Raw genomic sequence first — 16,987 nt, forward strand, 5'->3', positions numbered from 1 at the left:
GCTGTGGTGGGTCGCGGTTCATCGCCTGGCCGCGACGCCCCCCGGTCAGGGGTATTCCAGCAGGTAATTCACCTGCGAGCGGACCGTGCTCGGTTGCGCTGCGCCCGTCGCATAGTAGCTGGCAAACCAGGACATGACACCGATCCCGTTGTCATCCATGAGCACGATCAACGAGTTCTCGTTACTGGCCAGATTCACGTCCTGGCGCTGCTCGTTGGTCACCACGATATTCACGTTGGACGCCTTGCCGTAATTGTCCAGCCGGCCCGCCGCGTTGGTATAGCCAGCATCGCGGAACAGCGCGCGGACAGAGGTCTGGTCGCAGGGATGCTCGCCGGATCCTACTATCAGATGGAAGGGAATGGGCGTGCCGCGCCGCCCTGCAGCCGATAGGGACCGGTGCGCGATGGAAGGCAGCATCACCGTCATGTTGGGACCGGCAATCGGGACAGCCAATGGCTGCACCACGCAGGTGGGCCGGTTCACGCTGCCAGTGAACGACAACGTGCCGTGCTGAGCATGGGCCACATTTCCCAGGCCGGTAAGCGCCAAGGACAGCCATGCACCCATTTTCCTGCCCATCCACCCGCTCCATATCCATTGATCTCCTCCGGCGCCCGCTGCGTGCGCTCACGCGGAGGCGTGGAGGTGGACGGAGAGCATGGGGCCAGGTGGCTTCCGCGACAGCCCATCAAAGCGATCGCCGCAACTATTGGGGTGGATCACGTCTGAATCCGACCGTGTTCAACTGTTATCGCTTTGGTTTCGCTGCTTTTGACGCTTGGCGCGCGGGTGCGCTGCGTCATACACCTTGGCCAGGTGCTGGAAATCCAGGTGGGTATAGATCTGCGTTGTCGCGATATCGGCGTGGCCGAGCAGTTCCTGCACCCCGCGCAGATCACCGGACGATTCCAGGATATGGCTGGCGAAACTGTGGCGCAGCATGTGCGGGTGCACATGCTTGAACAGCCCCTGGCGCTGCGCCAGCTGCTTGATCCGCACCTGTACGGCACGCTGGCTGATCGGCCCGTTGCGTCCGGGAAACACCGGCGCGGCAGGGGCATCGGGCGTTTCCATCCGCCACGCCTGCAGTGCGTCGCGCGCAGGACGACCAAAGGGCACCCGGCGTTGGCGGTTGCCCTTGCCCAGCACGGTGACCAGCCCACTGGCGAAATCAAGATCCCGCCAGGTGAGTCCGCACAGCTCGCTCAACCGCAACCCGGAGGAATAGAACAGTTCAAGCAGCGCGCGATCACGACGGCCGAGCTCGCCGTCGGTCGGCAGCTCCACCAGTTGCACCGCCTCATCGGCATCGAGTACCTGCGGCAGGCGGCGCGGCGCGCGCGGTGCTTTCAACCCGGTGGTCGGATCCACCGTCAGGCGGCCATGCTTCATCTGCCACGCATAGTAGCCACGGCAGGCTGACAGACGGCGCTGCAGGCTGGTGGCGGACAATCCACGTCGATGCTCATCGGCGATGAAGCCGCGCATCTGCTCGCCATCCAGGGCATCCACGGACACATCACGTGCATGCGCCCACTGCTGCAGCGCGGCCAGGTCACGCCGATAGGCGTCCAGCGTGTGGGCCGACATGCGTCGCTCCACCGTCATGTACTGCAGGAACGGCTGGACGGCATCCATTGCGGCGGTCAGGCCGGTTTGAACCGATGCAGTGCCACGACCAACGCCTCGCCCATCATGCGCAGGAACAAGGTGCCCATGCCCGGATAGAAGCGATTGCCATCATGGCTGCCCACGGCGATGAGTCCAACGCCCGGCAAGGGCAGCAAGGCGGTGGTCTGTATTTCTTCAGCGCGTGCGCCGTACAGCACCGCGTTCTTTTCCGGCTGCAGGCGCCCACATAGCGGCTCACCGTCCTTCAGGCAGTCGCGGAACGGGCCGAGCAGCGGACTGTCGGCGGGAATGATCTGCAGCCACGGCGCCTGCTCCAGTCCTGCCACGGGCGTGTGCATCACCAGACGCACCAGATCGCCGTCGAAATCTTCTTCCAGCGATGCCGCCATCGCCCGCAGCGTATCGGCCACCGTGGATTGTTTCATCAGCGCAAGCGTCAACTGCTGGGTACGCACGGCAAGCCGTTCGTTGACCTGTGCGGTGTGGCCGAGATCGGCCAGGCGGCGCGACAGTTCGCGGTTCTTGTCGCGCAGCACGTCCAGCTGGTAGCTGGCCAGTGACGCAGTGGGGCCGTCGTCACGCGGCACCACCAGGGTCAGCGCCAGGTCCGGGAACTGCTTGAGGAAACCCGGATGGCGCCGCAGCCAGGAGGCGACCTCATGCGCAGCGATCTTTTCGGTGGTTCCGGTCATGCACTCCACTCCCCTTCGAAAACGAATGCGGCCGGACCGGACATGAAGACCGGCTGGCCCTCGCCGGCCCACTGGATGCGCAGGTCGCCGCCGGGCAGGCTGATGCGGGCACTGGACGTGAGCCGTCCGCGTTGCATCAGTGAAACCGCCGCCGCGCAGGCGCCACTGCCACACGCCAGGGTCTCGCCCACGCCGCGCTCGTACACACGCAAGCGCGCGTGGTCCGGCTCAAGCACCTGGGCGAAGCTGACGTTGACCGACTCCGGGAACGACGCATGGTGCTGCAGCGAGTGGCCCAGCCGTTCCACCGGGGCCGCATCGACCAGGCCGACTTCGATGACCGCGTGCGGGTTGCCCATCGACACCGCACCGAAGCGGACGGTCTCTCCCTGCAGCGGCAGCAGGTACTCGCCGCGCGGATGTGCAAAACCGATCAGCGGAATCTGCGCCGGCTCGAACACCGGCACGCCCATCTCCACTGAATAATCGCCATCGGCCAGCCTGCGCACCGGGTGCGTCGCCAGGGGACTGTCGATGGTGAACGCGTCCTCGCCGGTGTCACCGTTGCGGACCAGCCACGCCGCCACGCAGCGTGCACCGTTGCCACATTGCTGCGAGGTGGATCCATCGGCGTTCCAGATACGGTACGACGCCACGGAGGCCGCCGCGCGCGGCGCCTCGATCGTGATGATCTGGTCGCAGCCCACGCCGGTGTGGCGGTCCGCCATCTGTGCGGCCAGCTGCGGTGACGGCGGCAACGCCCCATTGCGCAGGTCCAGCATCACGAAGTCGTTGCCTGCGCCGTGCATCTTGCTGAAACGCAGGCGGTTGCCTGCTGCCTCAGTCATTGCTGCCGCCGGTGGTGTCATCGATAGGCGATGCGACCGGGTCGGGCACGATGCTGGGATTGCCCGCATCGGTGGGCTGGGTGGCCGGCGGCGTGGCGTCGTCGGTGGCCGGGGCATCGACCGGCTCGACCACTTCTTCCACCGGTACCGGCTTCTGCGGCAGCACCAATGGGCCCTTGTTGCCGCAGGCGCTGAGGAACAGCAGCGCGCACGCTGCCAGCGGAATCACGATGAGGTGTCGGCGGGAATTCTTCATGCGCCGAGTGTAGCGCCGAGCCATGCCCGGCGTCGCCCATCCGGGTCATGCGGCGCGTGGCGGATTCATGGTCCGGCAGGGGGCAGCGGGCGGCTCCACAGCCAGAGGCACACCACGGCCATGCTGCCGATGGAAAACCACTTGACCCAGGCGATCGGCACGCACCACAGCATGATCCCGGCACACACGGCCATGGTGATCGTCGCCATCCATTTGCCGTACCGGCTGACCGCTCCGTGTGCCTGCCAGTTGCCGATGGCCGGACCGAAACGGGGGTGCTGCAGCAGCCAGTGGTGCAGCCGCTCCGAACCTCGCGAGGCGGCCCATGCCGAGATCAGGATGAACACGGTAGTCGGCAGGCCCGGCACGAAGATGCCGACGATGCCGGTGCCCAGGCTGGCATAGGCCAGCAGCCACCACGCCCACTTGAAGCGCACCCGGCGTACAGGTACCGGGTCTGCGACGACGGCAGGACGATCAGGCGGGTTCATGCCGACAAGGATACCGGTAGTGACGGCCGTCGGCCGTCACTGACCTGCGGACGGCCAGCGGCCGTCACGACCGGCGGCCCGGTCAGGGACTGGACACATCCAGCTGGTCCAGCACGAACGCATACGATTCAGCCAGCTCCTTGTAGCGCTGGAATCGACCGGACTTGCCGCCGTGGCCGGCTTCCATGTTGGTGCGGAACACGATCGGGTAAGAACCGGTGTTGTCGTCGCGCAGCTTGGCCACCCACTTGGCCGGCTCCCAGTACTGCACCTGCGAATCCCACAGTCCCGTGCCCACGAACAATGCCGGGTACGCCTGCTTCACCACGTTGTCGTACGGCGAGTACTTCAGCATGTAGTCGTAGAACGGCTTCTTCTCCGGGTTGCCCCACTCGTCGTACTCGTTGGTGGTGAGCGGAATGGTCGGGTCGAGCATGGTAGTCACCACATCGACGAACGGCACCTGCGCCACCATCACCCGATAGTCCTGCGGCGCCTGGTTGGCCACCGCGCCCATCAACAGGCCACCGGCACTGCCACCGGACGCCGCGACGCGATCCTTGGCGGCCCAGCCCTGCTGCACCAGCCCACGGGTGACATCGATGAAGTCGTTGAAGGTGTTCTGCTTCTTCAGCAGCTTGCCGTCCTCATACCAGTCACGGCCCATTTCCTGGCCGCCACGGATGTGCGCGATGGCATACACCACGCCACGATCGAGCAAGCTGACAGCGGTCTGGTTGAAGTACGGGTCCATCGACATGCCATAGCTGCCGTAGGCGTACTGGAACAGCGCCGCCGTGCCGTCTTTCTTGAAGCCCTTGCGGTACACCAGCGACACCGGCACCTTCACCCCGTCGCGGGCGGTGATCCACACGCGGTCGGTCTCATACTTCGACGCGTCGTAGCCGATCACCGGCTGCTGCTTGAGCTGGCGACGCTCGCCGGTCTGCGTGTTGATCTCGAACACCGTGGTCGGCGTGGTCATCGAGGTATACGCATAGCGCAGCCACGGCGTGTCGGCCTCGGTGTTGTCATCCAACCCCATGGAGTACGCCGGCTCATCGGCCTTTACGTAATCCGTGCGGCCATCCTTGAACAGCAGGCGGATGCGCTCCAGGCCCTCGGAACGCTCGGCGATGGCGCTGAAGCCATCGAACAGCTCGAAGCCTTCGATGTAGACCGCCGGGTCATGCGCGATCCAGTCCTTCCACTGCGCGCGCGAGGTCGCGTCGGTGGGCGCGGTGACCAGCTTGAAGTTCTTCGCCCCGTCATTGGTGCGGATCACCCAGCGGCCGTCGAAGTGGTCCGCATCGTATTCCACCTCGCGATGGCGCGGCGCGAGCACGGTGAACGTGGTCGGATCGCTGGCTGGCGCGTAGCGCTCTTCGGAGGTGACCGTGCTGTGCAGCCCGATGGTGATGAAGCGGTCGTCGCGGGTGCGACCGATGCCCATGTAGAAGCTGTCGTCCTTCTCTTCGTACAACACCACGTCGGCGCTGGCCGGCGTACCCAGCACGTGCTTCTTCACCCGCACGGTGAGCAGCGTTTCCGGATCGTTCTCCACGTACAGCACCGTGCGGTTGTCATCAGCCCACACCACGTTGCCCGACGAACCGGTGATGACGTCGTCGAGCACCTTGCCGGTGCGCAGATCCTTGAAGCGGATGACGTACTGACGGCGGCCCACGTCATCGTCGGCCCAGGCCAGCAGCTGGTTGTCCTGGCTGACTTCCATCGTGCCGACGCTGAAATAGCCCTTGCCGGCCGCCATCTGGTTCACGTCCAGCAGGACCTCCTCGGCGGCCTGCATGTCGCCCTTGCGCCGCGCATGGATCGGATAGTCCTGGCCGGTCTCGAAGCGGCTGTAGTACCAATAGCCGCGCTCGCGTGCCGGTACGCTGGAATCATCCTGTTTGATGCGGGCGACGATTTCCTTGTACAGCGTGTCCTGCAGCGGCTTGAGCGGTGCCACGACCTGGTCGGTGTAGGCATTCTCGGCCTGCAGATAGGCCAGCATCGCCTTGTCTTCGCGCTTGTCGTCGCGCATCCAGTAATAGTCGTCGTTGCGGGTCGCACCGAACGGGGCCTTGACCACGTGCGGTCGCTTTTCGGCATCCGGCGGGACAGGCGGGGTGGCAGCGGTGGCGGTCGTGGTCATCAGGCTCGCAAGCAACAGGCAGAGAGTAGTCTTCAAGAGGTGTGGCTCCGTACGGAAGATGCAAGGGGGCCAGATCCGTCTCCCCCCGTTGCAGCGATATGACCGCAGATCGGCGCGCAGGACAAGCCTGCCGTTGGTCACCGGCGTACCATGCGGGGCATGAGCACCCTGCCCTCTTCCCCCGCTGCGGGTCCGGCTTACAGCCGGCGCAGTCATGAAATCGCGCCCTTCCACGTGATGTCCCTGCTGGCCCGTGCACAGGCGCTGGAACAGGCGGGCCACGATGTGATCCACCTGGAAATCGGCGAGCCGGACTTCACCACGGCCGCGCCGGTGGTGCAGGCAGGCCAGGCCGCGCTGGCCGCCGGCCACACCCGCTACACCGCAGCACGCGGCCTGCCGGCACTGCGCCACGCCATCGCAGGGCACTACCGCAGCCGGTACGCGCTGGACATCGACCCGGAACGGATCCTGATAACACCGGGCGGATCCGGCGCGCTGCTGTTGGCCAGCAGCCTGCTGGTGGATCCGGGCCGGCACTGGCTGCTGGCCGATCCAGGCTATCCCTGCAACCGCCATTTCCTGCGCCTGGTGGAAGGGGCCGCGCACCTGGTGCCGGTCGGATCGGGCACGGCGTACCAGCTCACACCGGACCTGGTGGCGCAGCACTGGACGACCGACAGCGTCGGCGCCCTGGTCGCCTCGCCCGCGAATCCGACGGGTACCGTGCTGTCGGCCGAGGAACTGGCGGCGTTGTCGCACTCGCTGCACACACGCGGTGGCCACCTGGTGGTGGACGAGATCTACCACGGCCTGACGTACGGACTCGATGCGCCCAGCGTGTTGCAGGTTGACGACTCGGCCTTCGTGCTGAACAGTTTCTCCAAGTACTACGGCATGACCGGGTGGCGACTGGGCTGGCTGGTCGCCCCGCCGGCCGCCGTGCCGGAACTGGAGAAGCTGGCCCAGAATCTCTACATCAGCGCATCCAGCATCGCCCAGCACGCTGCCCTCGCCTGCTTCACCGATGAAGCGACGGCGATCTTCGAACAACGCCGCGAGGCATTCCGGGAGCGTCGCGACTTCCTGCTGCCTGCGTTGCGCTCGCTGGGTTTCCGCATCGACGTTGAGCCGCAGGGGGCGTTTTATCTCTACGCCGACGTCAGCGCGTTCACCGACGACGCGCAGGCGTTCTGCGCGCACTTCCTGGAGACCGAGCACGTGGCGATTACCCCCGGCCTGGACTTCGGCTCGCATCGCGCCACGCAGCACGTACGCCTGGCCTATACCCAGGAAATTCCGCGGCTGCAGGAAGCAGTGAAACGCATCGCACGCGGGCTGAAGACGTTCACGGGCTGACACATGCCCGATGCCCGCGGGAGCTCCGACAGAATCCGCCGAGCACGGCTCGGCGCTACCGTCGCGTGTAGCGCACGAAACGAAACCCATACGGGTGGCGCGCATCCGCTGCGTGCAATTCACTTTCTGCTTCCTGCCACACCGCCGGATCAACCTCCGGAAAATGCGTATCCGCAGGCACCTCGGCCTCTACCCAGGTCAGGTACAGCGTGTCGGCCTGACCGATCAGCAGCCGGTAAATCTCACCGCCGCCGATCACACACAGTTCGGCAGCCGCTTCGTCACCGGCCACGGCCAACGCCTCATCCAACGATGCGACCGCGCGCATGCCCTCGAACGGGACCTCGCCACGACGCGTGAGCACCAGATTGGTCCGGCCGGGCAGTGCACGGCCGAGCGATTCGGCGGTCTTGCGCCCCATCAGCACCGGCTTGCCCACGGTCAGCGCCTTGAAGTGTTTCAGGTCGTCCGGCAGGTGCCACGGCAGCGCATTGCCTCGGCCAATACCGCGATTGCGGTCCAGCGCAGCAATCAACGAAAGCCGTACCGCCGTCATACCGCGACCGGCGCCTTGATCGCCGGGTGCGGATCGTACCCGTCGATGCGGATGTCATCGAAGCGGAAGCCGAACAGGTCGGTCACCTCGGGATTGAGCCACAACGTGGGCAGCGGACGGGGCGCGCGGGCAAGCTGCTCGCGGGCCTGATCGTAGTGATTGGAGTACAGATGCGCATCACCCAGCGTGTGCACGAAGTCGCCCACCCCCAGGCCGGTGGCCTGCGCCACCATGTGCGTCAGCAGCGCATAGCTGGCGATATTGAAGGGCACGCCAAGGAAGATGTCACCGCTGCGCTGGTACAGCTGGCAGCTGAGCTTCCCGTCCACCACGTAGAACTGGAACAGGTTGTGGCACGGCATCAGCGCCATCTGCGAGAGCTCGCCCACATTCCATGCGCTCACCACCAACCGCCGTGAATCCGGGTTGCGCTTGATCTCGTCCACCAGCCACTGCATCTGGTCGATGCTGCTGCCATCGGCCGTCGCCCAACTGCGCCACTGCTTGCCGTAGATCGGCCCGAGGTTGCCGTTCTCGTCGGCCCACTCGTCCCAGATCCGTACCTGGTTGTCTTTCAGGTAGCCGATATTGGTGTCGCCCTGCAGGAACCACAGCAGCTCATGGATGATCGAACGCAGGTGCAGTTTCTTGGTGGTGACCAGCGGGAACCCCTGGTTCAGATCAAAGCGCATCTGCCAGCCGAACACGCTGCGCGTGCCGGTACCGGTGCGGTCACTCTTTTCGGTACCGTGCTCCAGCACATGCGACAACAGATCCAGGTAGGCTTTCATGCCTTGGCCCCGGCAGAGACCGCAGGCAGCACCGGCTGCAGCACCGGCGCACGCCGCGACAACCACAGCAGCACCAGGCCGAGCGCTACCAAGGGAAGGCTGAGGATCTGCCCGCGGGTAAGCCAGTCGAAGGCCACGTAGACGCCGTTGTCAGGCATGCGGACGAACTCCACGGCGAAGCGGAACAGGCCGTACATCAGCGCGAACAGTCCGGAAATCAGATAGCGGTTGCGCGGCTTGGCCGACACCATCCACAGCACGACAAACATCACCAGCCCTTCCAGGAAGGCTTCGTACAGCTGCGAGGGATGGCGTGCGTACTGGTTCAACGCACCGGCGGCGAACTCTGCCTTCAGCGCCGCCGTGTCCAGCTGTGCCAGCGGTGCGGGCAGGCCGGTCGGGAAGACCACGCCCCAGCTGCCATCGGTGAACTTGCCCCACAGCTCATCGCCGATGAAGTTGCCGATGCGACCGAATCCGAGACCCAGCGGGACAAGCGGCGCGACGAAATCCATGGTGTCGAAAAAGTGCAGGCGGTGCCGGCGCGACCACCACCAGCTGGCGCCCAGCACACCCAGCAGGCCCCCGTGGAAGCTCATGCCGCCATCCCACACCTTGAGCAGCAGCAGGGGATTGGCCAGGAAGTCACTCAGCGCATAGAACAGCATGTAGCCCACGCGCCCGCCCACCACTACGCCGAGCATCCCGTAGAACAGCAGGTCGGAGAAGCCATCGGTGTTCACCCCCGGCAGGCGGCCGGCGGCGATGCGGCGCTTGCCCAGCCACCAGGCCGACGCGAAGCCAAGCAGGTACATGATGCCGTACCAGTGCACCTGGATCGGCCCCAGCGAAATGGCGATGGGGTCGATGTCGTGGAAATAGATCATGGGCAGCGCCTTGCAGAGATCGGGGTATTTTAGCGCCTGTGCTCAGCCAAGAATCTGCGGCGTGTCGGGCAGCGCATCTTCGTGTGACCGCATGGACGGCGGAAAGTGCCCGGCCAGCAGGTCCGATACCTCGTTGATCGCCAGCACCAGCGCGGCTTCCGGATCACCGCCCTGCAGGCCCGCACGCAGGTGCGCGCAGATCGCCTGCCACTGCGTCTCCGCCACGCGCCCCTGCAGGCCACGGTCGGCGACGATCTCGATGGCGTGGTCGGCGAGCAGCAGGTAGATCAGCACGCCGTTGTTGGCGGCGGTATCCCAGGTGCGCAGGTGCGAGAACGCACACTCGGCCGCCTGCCGTGGCGTCACCTGGCGCCACAGCGCGGCGAGGGGCAGATCCGCCTCCACGGCGAACATCACCTGACCGCCATGGCGCCGCTCGCCTGCTGCGATCGCGTCGGTGATCGCCTGCAACGTCGCGGCAGGAAAGGTGCGTCGCACCGAGGGAGACGCCACATGGCGCAGAGTACGCGCGATCATCACCATCCTCCCGAAGCGCCGCCGCCGCCAGAGCGGCCACCACCGCCACCCCAGCCACCGCCACCACCGAACCCACCGCCGCCGCCAAATCCACCGCCGCCGCCCCAACTGCCGCCGCCCCAACCGCCCCCGCCAGCGAAGCGCCCGGGGTGGCCGGAAGTGACGGCCATCAGCAGACCGACCAGACCGGCGATGCCGCTGGCCAGCAGCAATGAGGTGAACAGGAAAGCGGCCAACGCCGCCCCGCCTCCGGCAATCAGCCCGCGCACCGGGCGCGGCAGCCGACCCAGCACGGCGCGCAGGAACGAGCCGACGAAGAAACCAATCACCACCGCGACGATCCAGCCATCGCCCCCGTTTCCACTCTGCTGGGCACGATGGCCACTGACGGGTGCCGGAAGCGGCTCTCCTTCAATGAGCCGCGCCAGCACCCCGGAAGCCTCGGTGATGCCACCTGCGTAATCCCCCGCGCGGAACGCAGGCACCAGATATTCCTGGATCACCCGGTTGGCGACAGCATCGGGAATCGCCCCCTCGAGCCCGTAACCTGGCTCGATACGCACGCGCTTGTCATCCTTTGCCACGACCAGCAGCACCCCATCGTCCACGCCCTTGCGACCCACCTGCCACTGGTCGAAGACCCGGGTGGTGTACTGGGCGATGTCTTCCGGCTGCGTGGTCGGCACGATCAGCACCTGCAACTGGCTGCCCTTGCGCTGCTGCAGCGCCGTGGCCTGCTGCACCAGTTGCTGGGTGCGGGCCGCGTCCAGTGTGCCGGTGGTATCGACCACCGGCGAGTCCAGCGCGGGAATCGGCGCCAGTTCCTGAGCGTGCACGCTGCCCAGCGGCAGCCAACACAGCAGCACCAGCAGCAGCGTGGTCAGGCGCATCGATCAGCTGCCCGGCTGCGGAGCAGGCTGTGCTGCCGGCTGGCGATTACCGAACTTCACTTCCGGCGCGTTGGAAATCTGCGCTTCGTTCTCCACGGTGAAGTTGGGCTTGGTCTTGTAGCCGAAGATCTTCGCGGTGATCACCTGCGGGAACGAACGGATATAGGTGTTGTAGTCCTGTACCTGCTGGATGTAGCGGCCGCGCGCGACGGTGATCCGGTTCTCGGTGCCTTCCAGCTGCGCCTGCAGGTCGCGGAAGTTCGCATCGGACTTCAGCACGGGATAGTTTTCCGTTACCACCAGCAGTCGGGACAACGCGCTGCCAAGCTCGCCCTGGGCCTGCTGGAACTGGCGCAACGAGGCCTCGTCATCTGCGTTCACGTTGACCTGGCCCACCCGCGCGCGGGCGTTGGTGACCTCGGTGAGCACCGTGCGTTCCTGGTCGGCGAAGCCTTGGACCGTGTTGACCAGATTGGGCACCAGGTCGGCGCGACGCTTGTACTGGTTGAGCACTTCGGACCAGCTGGCCTTCACCGACTCATCCTTCTGCTGGATGGCGTTGTAGCCACAGCCGGACAACAGGGCGGTCAGCAGGAGCAGCGGGATGAGGCGGGTCAACAGGCGCATGGCCGGGCTCCACGGAGGTTGCGGGAAGCGGGAGCATGCCACGACGGAAGTTAATGCCGTGCTGCGATGGTCGAACGGGTGAGACCCCCTCGCGGCTGGCGCTGACAGCGGGTTACGAGCTTGGGGCCGGGCGGTGGGACGGCGCGGGGGACGGCAAAAACTGCGTCCTGCGTGCCTCGTTTCGCGCCATCCATGGCGGGGTCCACGTCATCGCATTCGCGCTGCCGCTCCCACGCTTTGCTTCGCAAACCGTGGGCCCCCGTCTCACCAGACCCACACCCCGCCCCTTCGCGGCCGCCCCTGACTCAGGGGCTCCCTCCACCCGACGAGTTACTGCCATCGGTAGCGCCGAGCCGTGCTCGGCGAAATGTTACCGCCAACGGCCCGCTGCGCTCGCCGACCATGGGTCGGCGCTACCAAGGCACCGCCATGAACCTGTCGAAGGCGGGGCGGGGTGGGTTGGCGGGGGCGTTGAGCGCCATGGATGGCGCGAAACGAGGCCCGCAGGAGCGGCCTTTGCCGTCCCCCGCCAACCCACCCCGGCCCGCCGTCCCGCGGCTGTTGCCGTTGACGTTGACCTTGCTTCAAAAAGCAGGTGCCGGGCCGTTGGCCCGGCAACCTCTTTACCAGTTACCGGCACCCGGCACGTTGTGTTGCACCGCGCGGCGGCGCATCAGCAGGTTCAGCCACTCCACCAGCACCGAGAACCCCATCGCCGCGTAGATGTACGGCTTGGGTACGTGCACATCCATGCCATCCAGGATCAACACCGCACCGATCAGCAGGATGAAGGCCAACGCGAGCATCTTCACCGTCGGGTTGGCATCGATGAAACGACCCAGCGGGTTGGCGGCCAGCAACATGACGGCCACCGACAGCAGGATCGCCGCCACCATCACCGGCACATGGTCGGCAATGCCGACGGCGGTGATGACCGAATCCAGCGAGAACACGATATCGATGATTGCGATCTGCAGGATCACCATGCCGAACACGGCCGAGGCCTTGGTCGTGGTGGGATCTTCGTCTTCCCCGCCGGTGATCAGTTCGCGGATCTCCATGCCGCCCTTGATGATCAGGAACAGGCCACCCAGGATCAGCACGAGATCGCGGATGGAGATGCCCATGCCGGCCACCGTGAACAGGTTGGCCTCCATGTGCGCCAGATACGCCAGGGACACCAGGAGCAGGATGCGGGTGATGCAGGCCACCGCGATGCCGAGCTTGCGCGCGAAGGGACGGCGCTCTTCCGGCAGCTTGCTGACGGCAATCGAGATGAACACCAGGTTGTCGATACCCAGCACGATTTCCAGCGCACTCAAGGTGAGCAGGGTCAACCAGACGTTCGGATCGGAGAGCAGTTCAAGATACATGGGGGGAGTCTTCGAGAAGGCAGGAAAGGGTCAGAACAGCCGGGGAACCAGGATCATCCCCCAGCACAGCAGTACATTCACCAGCAGCACGAACACCGCCGCCGAGCCCATGTCCTTGGCACGACCGGCCAGTTCGTGGATCTCGGGACCATAGCGTTCGATCACCGCTTCAATGGCGGAGTTCAGCAGCTCCATGGCCAGCACCAGCAGCAGCGAGCCGATCATCAGCACGCGCTCGACCGGGCTGTCGCCCAGCCACAGGGCCAGGGGGGCCAGCACCAACAGCAGGCATGCCTCCAGCCGGAACGAGGACTCGTGCAGCCAGGCGGCGCGTAGCCCCTGCCACGACCAGCGTGCCGCCTGCAGCATGCGCCGCGGCCCGCGCGGCATGTGTCCGAACTGGTCAGCCATGCAGCGCACCCCGTGCAGATGCACAGGCAATCAGGTCGCAACGCGGCAACCGCAGGGGCAGGAAGCGGACGATCATGGAAAACCAAGGTAGGCAGCAGGGCGCTATTTTGCCATAAGGCCGCGTGGGGCACGGGCGCGGCGAAGCGTGCGCGACGGCGGTCCCGTTATCATGCAAGGCTGCAACCCGTTGGAGCCCCTGATGAAAACCCGTCGCCGCCCACTGCTGCTTGCCCTGGCCCTCGGCCTGTCCACCACCGGCCTGGCCCATGCTTTGTCTCCCCCTGCACCGCCGCAGGTGCCCGAGCAGGTGTCCAACGTGGCCTGGGCCACCGACATGACCGAGTTCAGCAAGAACGACGCCGCGTCGCCCCCACCGCGCGGCGGCATCGAGTTCATCGGCAGCTCGTCGATCCGCATGTGGGAATCGCTGGCCGCGGACTTTCCCGGTAAACCGGTGTTCAATCGCGGCTTCGGCGGGTCCGAAGTGCGGGACAGCACCTGGTACGCCAATCGCATTGTCATCCCGTATGCGCCGTGCAAAGTGTTCCTGTATGCCGGCGACAACGATCTGAACAGTGGCCGCACCCCCGTGCAGGTGCGCGATGACGTGGTGGCCTTCGTGCAGCGTGTGCACGAGGCCCTGCCGAAGACCACGGTGGAGTACCTGTCGATCAAGCCCAGTCCGTCACGCGCGCACCTGCTGCCGGGCATCAACCAGGCCAACACATTGATCCGCGAGGCACTGTCTGCGCTGCCCAACACGGGCTACACGGACATCTACACGCCCATGCTGGGCGCTGATGGAAAGCCGGATCCGGCGCTGTTCCGCGAGGACATGTTGCACATGACGCCGGCTGGCTACGCGATCTGGACGAAGGCGATCGCACCGAAGGTACAGTGCGATGGCGTGTCCGGTTGATCCGGTAGCGCCGAGCCGTGCTCGGCGAAATCCGGCAGGCCGCTGCAAACCCAACCCCGCCGCGCTGCGCGCACGCAGAGCGTGGCGCGGCGCTACCGTGATCGTGCGCTGACAGTTCGAGAGGCCCGGGGCGACCGGTAGCGCCGAGCCGTGCTCGGCGAAATCCAGCAGGGCGCTGCAAACCCAACCCCGCCGCGCTGCGCGCTCGCCGAGCGTGGCGCGGCGCTACCGTGATCGTGCGCTGACAGTTCGAGAGGCCCGGGGAGACCGGTAGCGCCGAGCCGTGCTCGGCGGAATCCAGCAGGCCGCTGCAAACCCAACCCCGCCGCGCTGCGCGCTCGCCGAGCGTGGCTCGGCGCTACCGTTCGGCAGCCCGCGACAGTGTCTTGCCGCGGCCGACTCAGCGGAAAATGATGGTGCCTTCGGTGCCCTTGCCGGGTTCGCTGGTCAGTATCACTTTCCAGCCGAAGCGGTCGCACAGGCGGCGGACGATCGACAGGCCCAGGCCGGTCCCCTGCGGGCGATCAGGCTCGGCGCGATAGAACGGCTCGAAGGCCTTCGCCAGCGCTTCGGGTGACATGCCGATGCCCGTGTCGCGTACCCGCACACGGTCCTGTTCGACAAACACGTCCACGCGGCCTTCGTCGGTGTAGTTGCAGGCGTTGCGCACCAGGTTGCTGATCACCACCTGCAGCACGCGCGGTGGACCATGCAGCTCGACCACACCGGGCGTATGCAACTCCACATGCACCGGCCGATCAACCATCAGCTCGGTGGCCGTATCCACTTCATGGCGCACCACCTCGCTGACGTCGAACATCTCCAACTGCGGATCGACGTCGGCTTCGCGCGCCAGGATCAGGAAGGCATCGATCACCGCCTCCATTTCGCGCCCAGCGCGCTGGATCCGCTGCAGGCTGCGCAGTTGGCGCGGCGAGGCGGTTTCATCGGCGAGTGCCATGTCGCTGGCGACCCGGATGACGGTCAGCGGCGTTCGCAGTTCGTGGCTGGCATCGCGGGTGAAGTTGCGCTCGCGCGCCACGTTTTCGGTCACCCTGCTGGCCAACGAATGCAGTGCAGCCGCCAGCTGGCGGGTCTCGCCCTGCATGTCGGCGGGCAGTTTCTGCGGATCCAGATCACTGGCCTGGGGCTTACCCGGATCCCAACGCGATACACGACGGGCCAGCCAGTTCACCGGCGACACCAGACGCTTGGAGGCCCGGTAGGTCACCCAGCTGGCGCCGTACACGGCGAGCAGGGTCAACAGAACCGGCACGATGCCGAACCAGAATGCCAACAACTCCGCGCGGGAGCGCAGGAACACCAGATACAGCCGCCCCTGCGGCTGCACATCCACCCAGACCAGCTGATCATCCCGGCGCAGCTCATGGAAGCCGGCCGGCAGGTCACGCAGGTTCGCTGGCAGATTCAGGCTGGAACGCCCGGTTTCCACCAGATAGCCACGGATGTTCTGGGTGTTGGGCGGAGGCTGCGAGGGCGATGCGTCGTGCAGCGTCCAGTAATAGGCCGCCTCCTCGCGCAACGCCGCACTGACCAGACTGTGCTTGATCACCAGCGAGACCAGCCAGGCACCGAGAAGGATGCCAAGGCTGGCCAGCACGGCCTGCAGGATGAAGGCGATACGTATCTTGCGCGGCAGGCCGTGCGGCATCGGACGGGATCACTACAGAAGATGGCCGCGCCGAGTATAGGCAGCGGGTACGTCAGCCCCCTGTGCAGGCGTGGATGGCCTGCACAGGGGGCATGACTGCGACTTCAGCCCATCGGCTGGGCGATGTCCGCGATGCGGTAACCGGCGCTCTGCACGGTGTGCAGCAGCGGGCGATCGAAGGGCTTGTCGATGATCTTGCGCAGGTTGTACAGATGGCTGCGCAGGGTGTCCGAATCCGGCAGCCCATTGCCCCATATCTCACGCTCGATTTCCTGGCGTGTCACCACGCGCGGGGATTCACGCATCAGGATGGTCAACAGACGCAGGCCGATCGGCGAAAGCTGCAGCTCGGTGCCGGCACGCGTAGCACGCATGCTCACCGGATCCAGCACCAGATCAGCGACCTTCAGCACTTCCGAACCCACCTGACGACGCTCGCGACGGATCAGGGCACGCAGACGCGCTTCCAGCTCCTGGATGGCGAACGGCTTGGTCAGATAGTCATCTGCACCGAAACCCAGGCCAGTGAGCTTGTCGTCCAGCGTGTCGCGCGCGGTCAGCATCAACACCGGCGTGGACTTGCGGGCGTCGTTGCGCAGGCGGCGGCAGACTTCGATGCCATCCAGGCGCGGCAGCATCAGGTCCAGCACGACGACGTCGTAACTGTTCTCAGCCGCCAGACGATAACCGTCCAAGCCGTCCTGGGCATAGTCGACCTCGAAACCGCGGCCTTCCAGATACTCACCGATCATCTCGGAGATATTACGGTTGTCCTCCACGACCAGAACAAGGCCGGAGGTTTCCTTCGTCTGACGCATGGTCTTCCCTCTAACTTCAGCTTTGTGAAACATGCCGGATCGAGGGTGCACGGGATGTGAAGTGCCT

General features: G+C 65.7%; 19 protein-coding genes. 2 read left to right on the forward strand and 17 right to left on the reverse strand.

The window, feature by feature from the left end:
* Nucleotides 1-45: 45 nt before the first annotated feature.
* From IFT58_RS05430 to IFT58_RS05460, 7 genes are all read right to left on the reverse strand, one after another.
* Nucleotides 46-582, reverse strand: coding sequence for a fimbrial protein (locus IFT58_RS05430; RefSeq protein WP_192094106.1), 537 nt, complete (start codon nt 580-582; stop codon nt 46-48).
* 162 nt (nt 583-744) lie between these two features.
* Nucleotides 745-1,641, reverse strand: coding sequence for a tyrosine recombinase XerC (gene xerC / locus IFT58_RS05435; protein ID WP_192081225.1), 897 nt, complete (start codon nt 1,639-1,641; stop codon nt 745-747).
* Between the two features lie 8 nt (nt 1,642-1,649).
* The gene (locus tag IFT58_RS05440; protein ID WP_192094107.1) at nt 1,650-2,327 is read right to left on the reverse strand and encodes a DUF484 family protein; all 678 of its coding nucleotides are present in this window, start codon (nt 2,325-2,327) and stop codon (nt 1,650-1,652) included.
* On the reverse strand, nt 2,324-3,175 hold the full coding sequence (gene dapF / locus IFT58_RS05445; RefSeq protein WP_192094108.1) for a diaminopimelate epimerase: 852 nt from the start codon (nt 3,173-3,175) through the stop codon (nt 2,324-2,326). Before dapF ends, IFT58_RS05440 begins: the two co-directional genes overlap by 4 nt.
* The gene (locus IFT58_RS05450; RefSeq protein ID WP_192094109.1) at nt 3,168-3,431 is read right to left on the reverse strand and encodes a lipoprotein; all 264 of its coding nucleotides are present in this window, start codon (nt 3,429-3,431) and stop codon (nt 3,168-3,170) included. The genes dapF and IFT58_RS05450 overlap by 8 nt, the downstream gene beginning before the upstream one ends.
* Nucleotides 3,432-3,496: 65 nt before the next feature.
* Complete coding sequence (locus IFT58_RS05455; protein ID WP_192094110.1) at nt 3,497-3,922, reverse strand: YbaN family protein; 426 nt, start codon at nt 3,920-3,922, stop codon at nt 3,497-3,499.
* An 82-nt stretch (nt 3,923-4,004) separates the two neighbouring features.
* On the reverse strand, nt 4,005-6,116 hold the full coding sequence (locus IFT58_RS05460) for a S9 family peptidase (protein ID WP_192094111.1): 2,112 nt from the start codon (nt 6,114-6,116) through the stop codon (nt 4,005-4,007).
* Nucleotides 6,117-6,230: 114 nt separating this feature from the next.
* Between IFT58_RS05460 and IFT58_RS05465 the strand changes: the two genes are divergently transcribed.
* Nucleotides 6,231-7,439: a pyridoxal phosphate-dependent aminotransferase gene (locus IFT58_RS05465; RefSeq protein WP_192094112.1), complete on the forward strand. Its 1,209-nt coding sequence runs from the start codon at nt 6,231-6,233 to the stop codon at nt 7,437-7,439.
* Between the two features lie 55 nt (nt 7,440-7,494).
* Here IFT58_RS05465 and IFT58_RS05470 read toward each other — a convergent pair whose 3' ends face one another.
* The 8 genes from IFT58_RS05470 to IFT58_RS05505 form a co-directional block, all read right to left on the reverse strand.
* Nucleotides 7,495-7,995: a dihydrofolate reductase gene (locus IFT58_RS05470; RefSeq protein WP_192094113.1), complete on the reverse strand. Its 501-nt coding sequence runs from the start codon at nt 7,993-7,995 to the stop codon at nt 7,495-7,497.
* Nucleotides 7,992-8,786, reverse strand: a complete 795-nt coding sequence (locus IFT58_RS05475) for a thymidylate synthase (protein WP_192094114.1) — start codon at nt 8,784-8,786, stop codon at nt 7,992-7,994. Before IFT58_RS05475 ends, IFT58_RS05470 begins: the two co-directional genes overlap by 4 nt.
* Complete coding sequence (gene lgt, locus IFT58_RS05480; protein ID WP_192094115.1) at nt 8,783-9,673, reverse strand: prolipoprotein diacylglyceryl transferase; 891 nt, start codon at nt 9,671-9,673, stop codon at nt 8,783-8,785. The genes IFT58_RS05475 and lgt overlap by 4 nt, the downstream gene beginning before the upstream one ends.
* Before the next feature lie 42 nt (nt 9,674-9,715).
* Nucleotides 9,716-10,210: a TPM domain-containing protein gene (locus IFT58_RS05485; protein ID WP_192094116.1), complete on the reverse strand. Its 495-nt coding sequence runs from the start codon at nt 10,208-10,210 to the stop codon at nt 9,716-9,718.
* Entirely contained in the window at nt 10,210-11,100 is an 891-nt protein-coding gene (locus IFT58_RS05490; RefSeq protein ID WP_192094117.1) for a TPM domain-containing protein, read from the reverse strand. Before IFT58_RS05490 ends, IFT58_RS05485 begins: the two co-directional genes overlap by 1 nt.
* Nucleotides 11,101-11,103: 3 nt before the next feature.
* Complete coding sequence (locus IFT58_RS05495) at nt 11,104-11,727, reverse strand: LemA family protein (protein WP_188326111.1); 624 nt, start codon at nt 11,725-11,727, stop codon at nt 11,104-11,106.
* A 623-nt stretch (nt 11,728-12,350) separates the two neighbouring features.
* The gene (locus IFT58_RS05500; RefSeq protein ID WP_192081213.1) at nt 12,351-13,100 is read right to left on the reverse strand and encodes a TerC family protein; all 750 of its coding nucleotides are present in this window, start codon (nt 13,098-13,100) and stop codon (nt 12,351-12,353) included.
* 30 nt (nt 13,101-13,130) lie between these two features.
* Nucleotides 13,131-13,511 carry a diacylglycerol kinase gene (locus tag IFT58_RS05505; RefSeq protein WP_188326109.1) on the reverse strand — a complete coding sequence of 127 codons (381 nt, stop codon included), beginning with the start codon at nt 13,509-13,511 and terminating at the stop codon, nt 13,131-13,133.
* A 199-nt stretch (nt 13,512-13,710) separates the two neighbouring features.
* Between IFT58_RS05505 and IFT58_RS05510 the strand changes: the two genes are divergently transcribed.
* Complete coding sequence (locus tag IFT58_RS05510) at nt 13,711-14,430, forward strand: SGNH/GDSL hydrolase family protein (protein ID WP_192081212.1); 720 nt, start codon at nt 13,711-13,713, stop codon at nt 14,428-14,430.
* Nucleotides 14,431-14,830: 400 nt separating this feature from the next.
* On the opposite strand, the gene IFT58_RS05515 is transcribed toward IFT58_RS05510, so the two are convergent.
* Both IFT58_RS05515 and IFT58_RS05520 read right to left on the reverse strand, forming a co-directional pair.
* On the reverse strand, nt 14,831-16,102 hold the full coding sequence (locus tag IFT58_RS05515) for a HAMP domain-containing sensor histidine kinase (RefSeq protein WP_188326107.1): 1,272 nt from the start codon (nt 16,100-16,102) through the stop codon (nt 14,831-14,833).
* A gap of 104 nt (nt 16,103-16,206) precedes the next feature.
* The gene (locus tag IFT58_RS05520) at nt 16,207-16,920 is read right to left on the reverse strand and encodes a response regulator transcription factor (protein WP_042613699.1); all 714 of its coding nucleotides are present in this window, start codon (nt 16,918-16,920) and stop codon (nt 16,207-16,209) included.
* Between the last annotated feature and the right edge of the window lie 67 nt (nt 16,921-16,987).

Source organism: Stenotrophomonas sp. CFBP 13718 (assembly GCF_014842145.1).
Classification (GTDB): domain Bacteria; phylum Pseudomonadota; class Gammaproteobacteria; order Xanthomonadales; family Xanthomonadaceae; genus Stenotrophomonas.

Excerpts from the sequence above, each read along its gene's own strand:
- IFT58_RS05470 (WP_192094113.1), bottom strand. The coding sequence starts at position 7,995 with ATGACGGCGGTACGGCTTTCGTTGATTGCTGCGCTGGACCGCAATCGC.
- IFT58_RS05510 (WP_192081212.1), top strand. The coding sequence starts at position 13,711 with ATGAAAACCCGTCGCCGCCCACTGCTGCTTGCCCTGGCCCTCGGCCTG.
- IFT58_RS05465 (WP_192094112.1), top strand. The coding sequence starts at position 6,231 with ATGCGGGGCATGAGCACCCTGCCCTCTTCCCCCGCTGCGGGTCCGGCT.
- lgt (WP_192094115.1), bottom strand. The coding sequence starts at position 9,673 with ATGATCTATTTCCACGACATCGACCCCATCGCCATTTCGCTGGGGCCG.
- IFT58_RS05515 (WP_188326107.1), bottom strand. The coding sequence starts at position 16,102 with ATGCCGCACGGCCTGCCGCGCAAGATACGTATCGCCTTCATCCTGCAG.
- xerC (WP_192081225.1), bottom strand. The coding sequence starts at position 1,641 with ATGGATGCCGTCCAGCCGTTCCTGCAGTACATGACGGTGGAGCGACGC.
- IFT58_RS05495 (WP_188326111.1), bottom strand. The coding sequence starts at position 11,727 with ATGCGCCTGTTGACCCGCCTCATCCCGCTGCTCCTGCTGACCGCCCTG.
- IFT58_RS05485 (WP_192094116.1), bottom strand. The coding sequence starts at position 10,210 with ATGATCGCGCGTACTCTGCGCCATGTGGCGTCTCCCTCGGTGCGACGC.
- IFT58_RS05475 (WP_192094114.1), bottom strand. The coding sequence starts at position 8,786 with ATGAAAGCCTACCTGGATCTGTTGTCGCATGTGCTGGAGCACGGTACC.
- IFT58_RS05450 (WP_192094109.1), bottom strand. The coding sequence starts at position 3,431 with ATGAAGAATTCCCGCCGACACCTCATCGTGATTCCGCTGGCAGCGTGC.
- IFT58_RS05520 (WP_042613699.1), bottom strand. The coding sequence starts at position 16,920 with ATGCGTCAGACGAAGGAAACCTCCGGCCTTGTTCTGGTCGTGGAGGAC.
- dapF (WP_192094108.1), bottom strand. The coding sequence starts at position 3,175 with ATGACTGAGGCAGCAGGCAACCGCCTGCGTTTCAGCAAGATGCACGGC.
- IFT58_RS05455 (WP_192094110.1), bottom strand. The coding sequence starts at position 3,922 with ATGAACCCGCCTGATCGTCCTGCCGTCGTCGCAGACCCGGTACCTGTA.
- IFT58_RS05505 (WP_188326109.1), bottom strand. The coding sequence starts at position 13,511 with ATGGCTGACCAGTTCGGACACATGCCGCGCGGGCCGCGGCGCATGCTG.
- IFT58_RS05430 (WP_192094106.1), bottom strand. The coding sequence starts at position 582 with ATGGGCAGGAAAATGGGTGCATGGCTGTCCTTGGCGCTTACCGGCCTG.
- IFT58_RS05490 (WP_192094117.1), bottom strand. The coding sequence starts at position 11,100 with ATGCGCCTGACCACGCTGCTGCTGGTGCTGCTGTGTTGGCTGCCGCTG.
- IFT58_RS05440 (WP_192094107.1), bottom strand. The coding sequence starts at position 2,327 with ATGACCGGAACCACCGAAAAGATCGCTGCGCATGAGGTCGCCTCCTGG.
- IFT58_RS05500 (WP_192081213.1), bottom strand. The coding sequence starts at position 13,100 with ATGTATCTTGAACTGCTCTCCGATCCGAACGTCTGGTTGACCCTGCTC.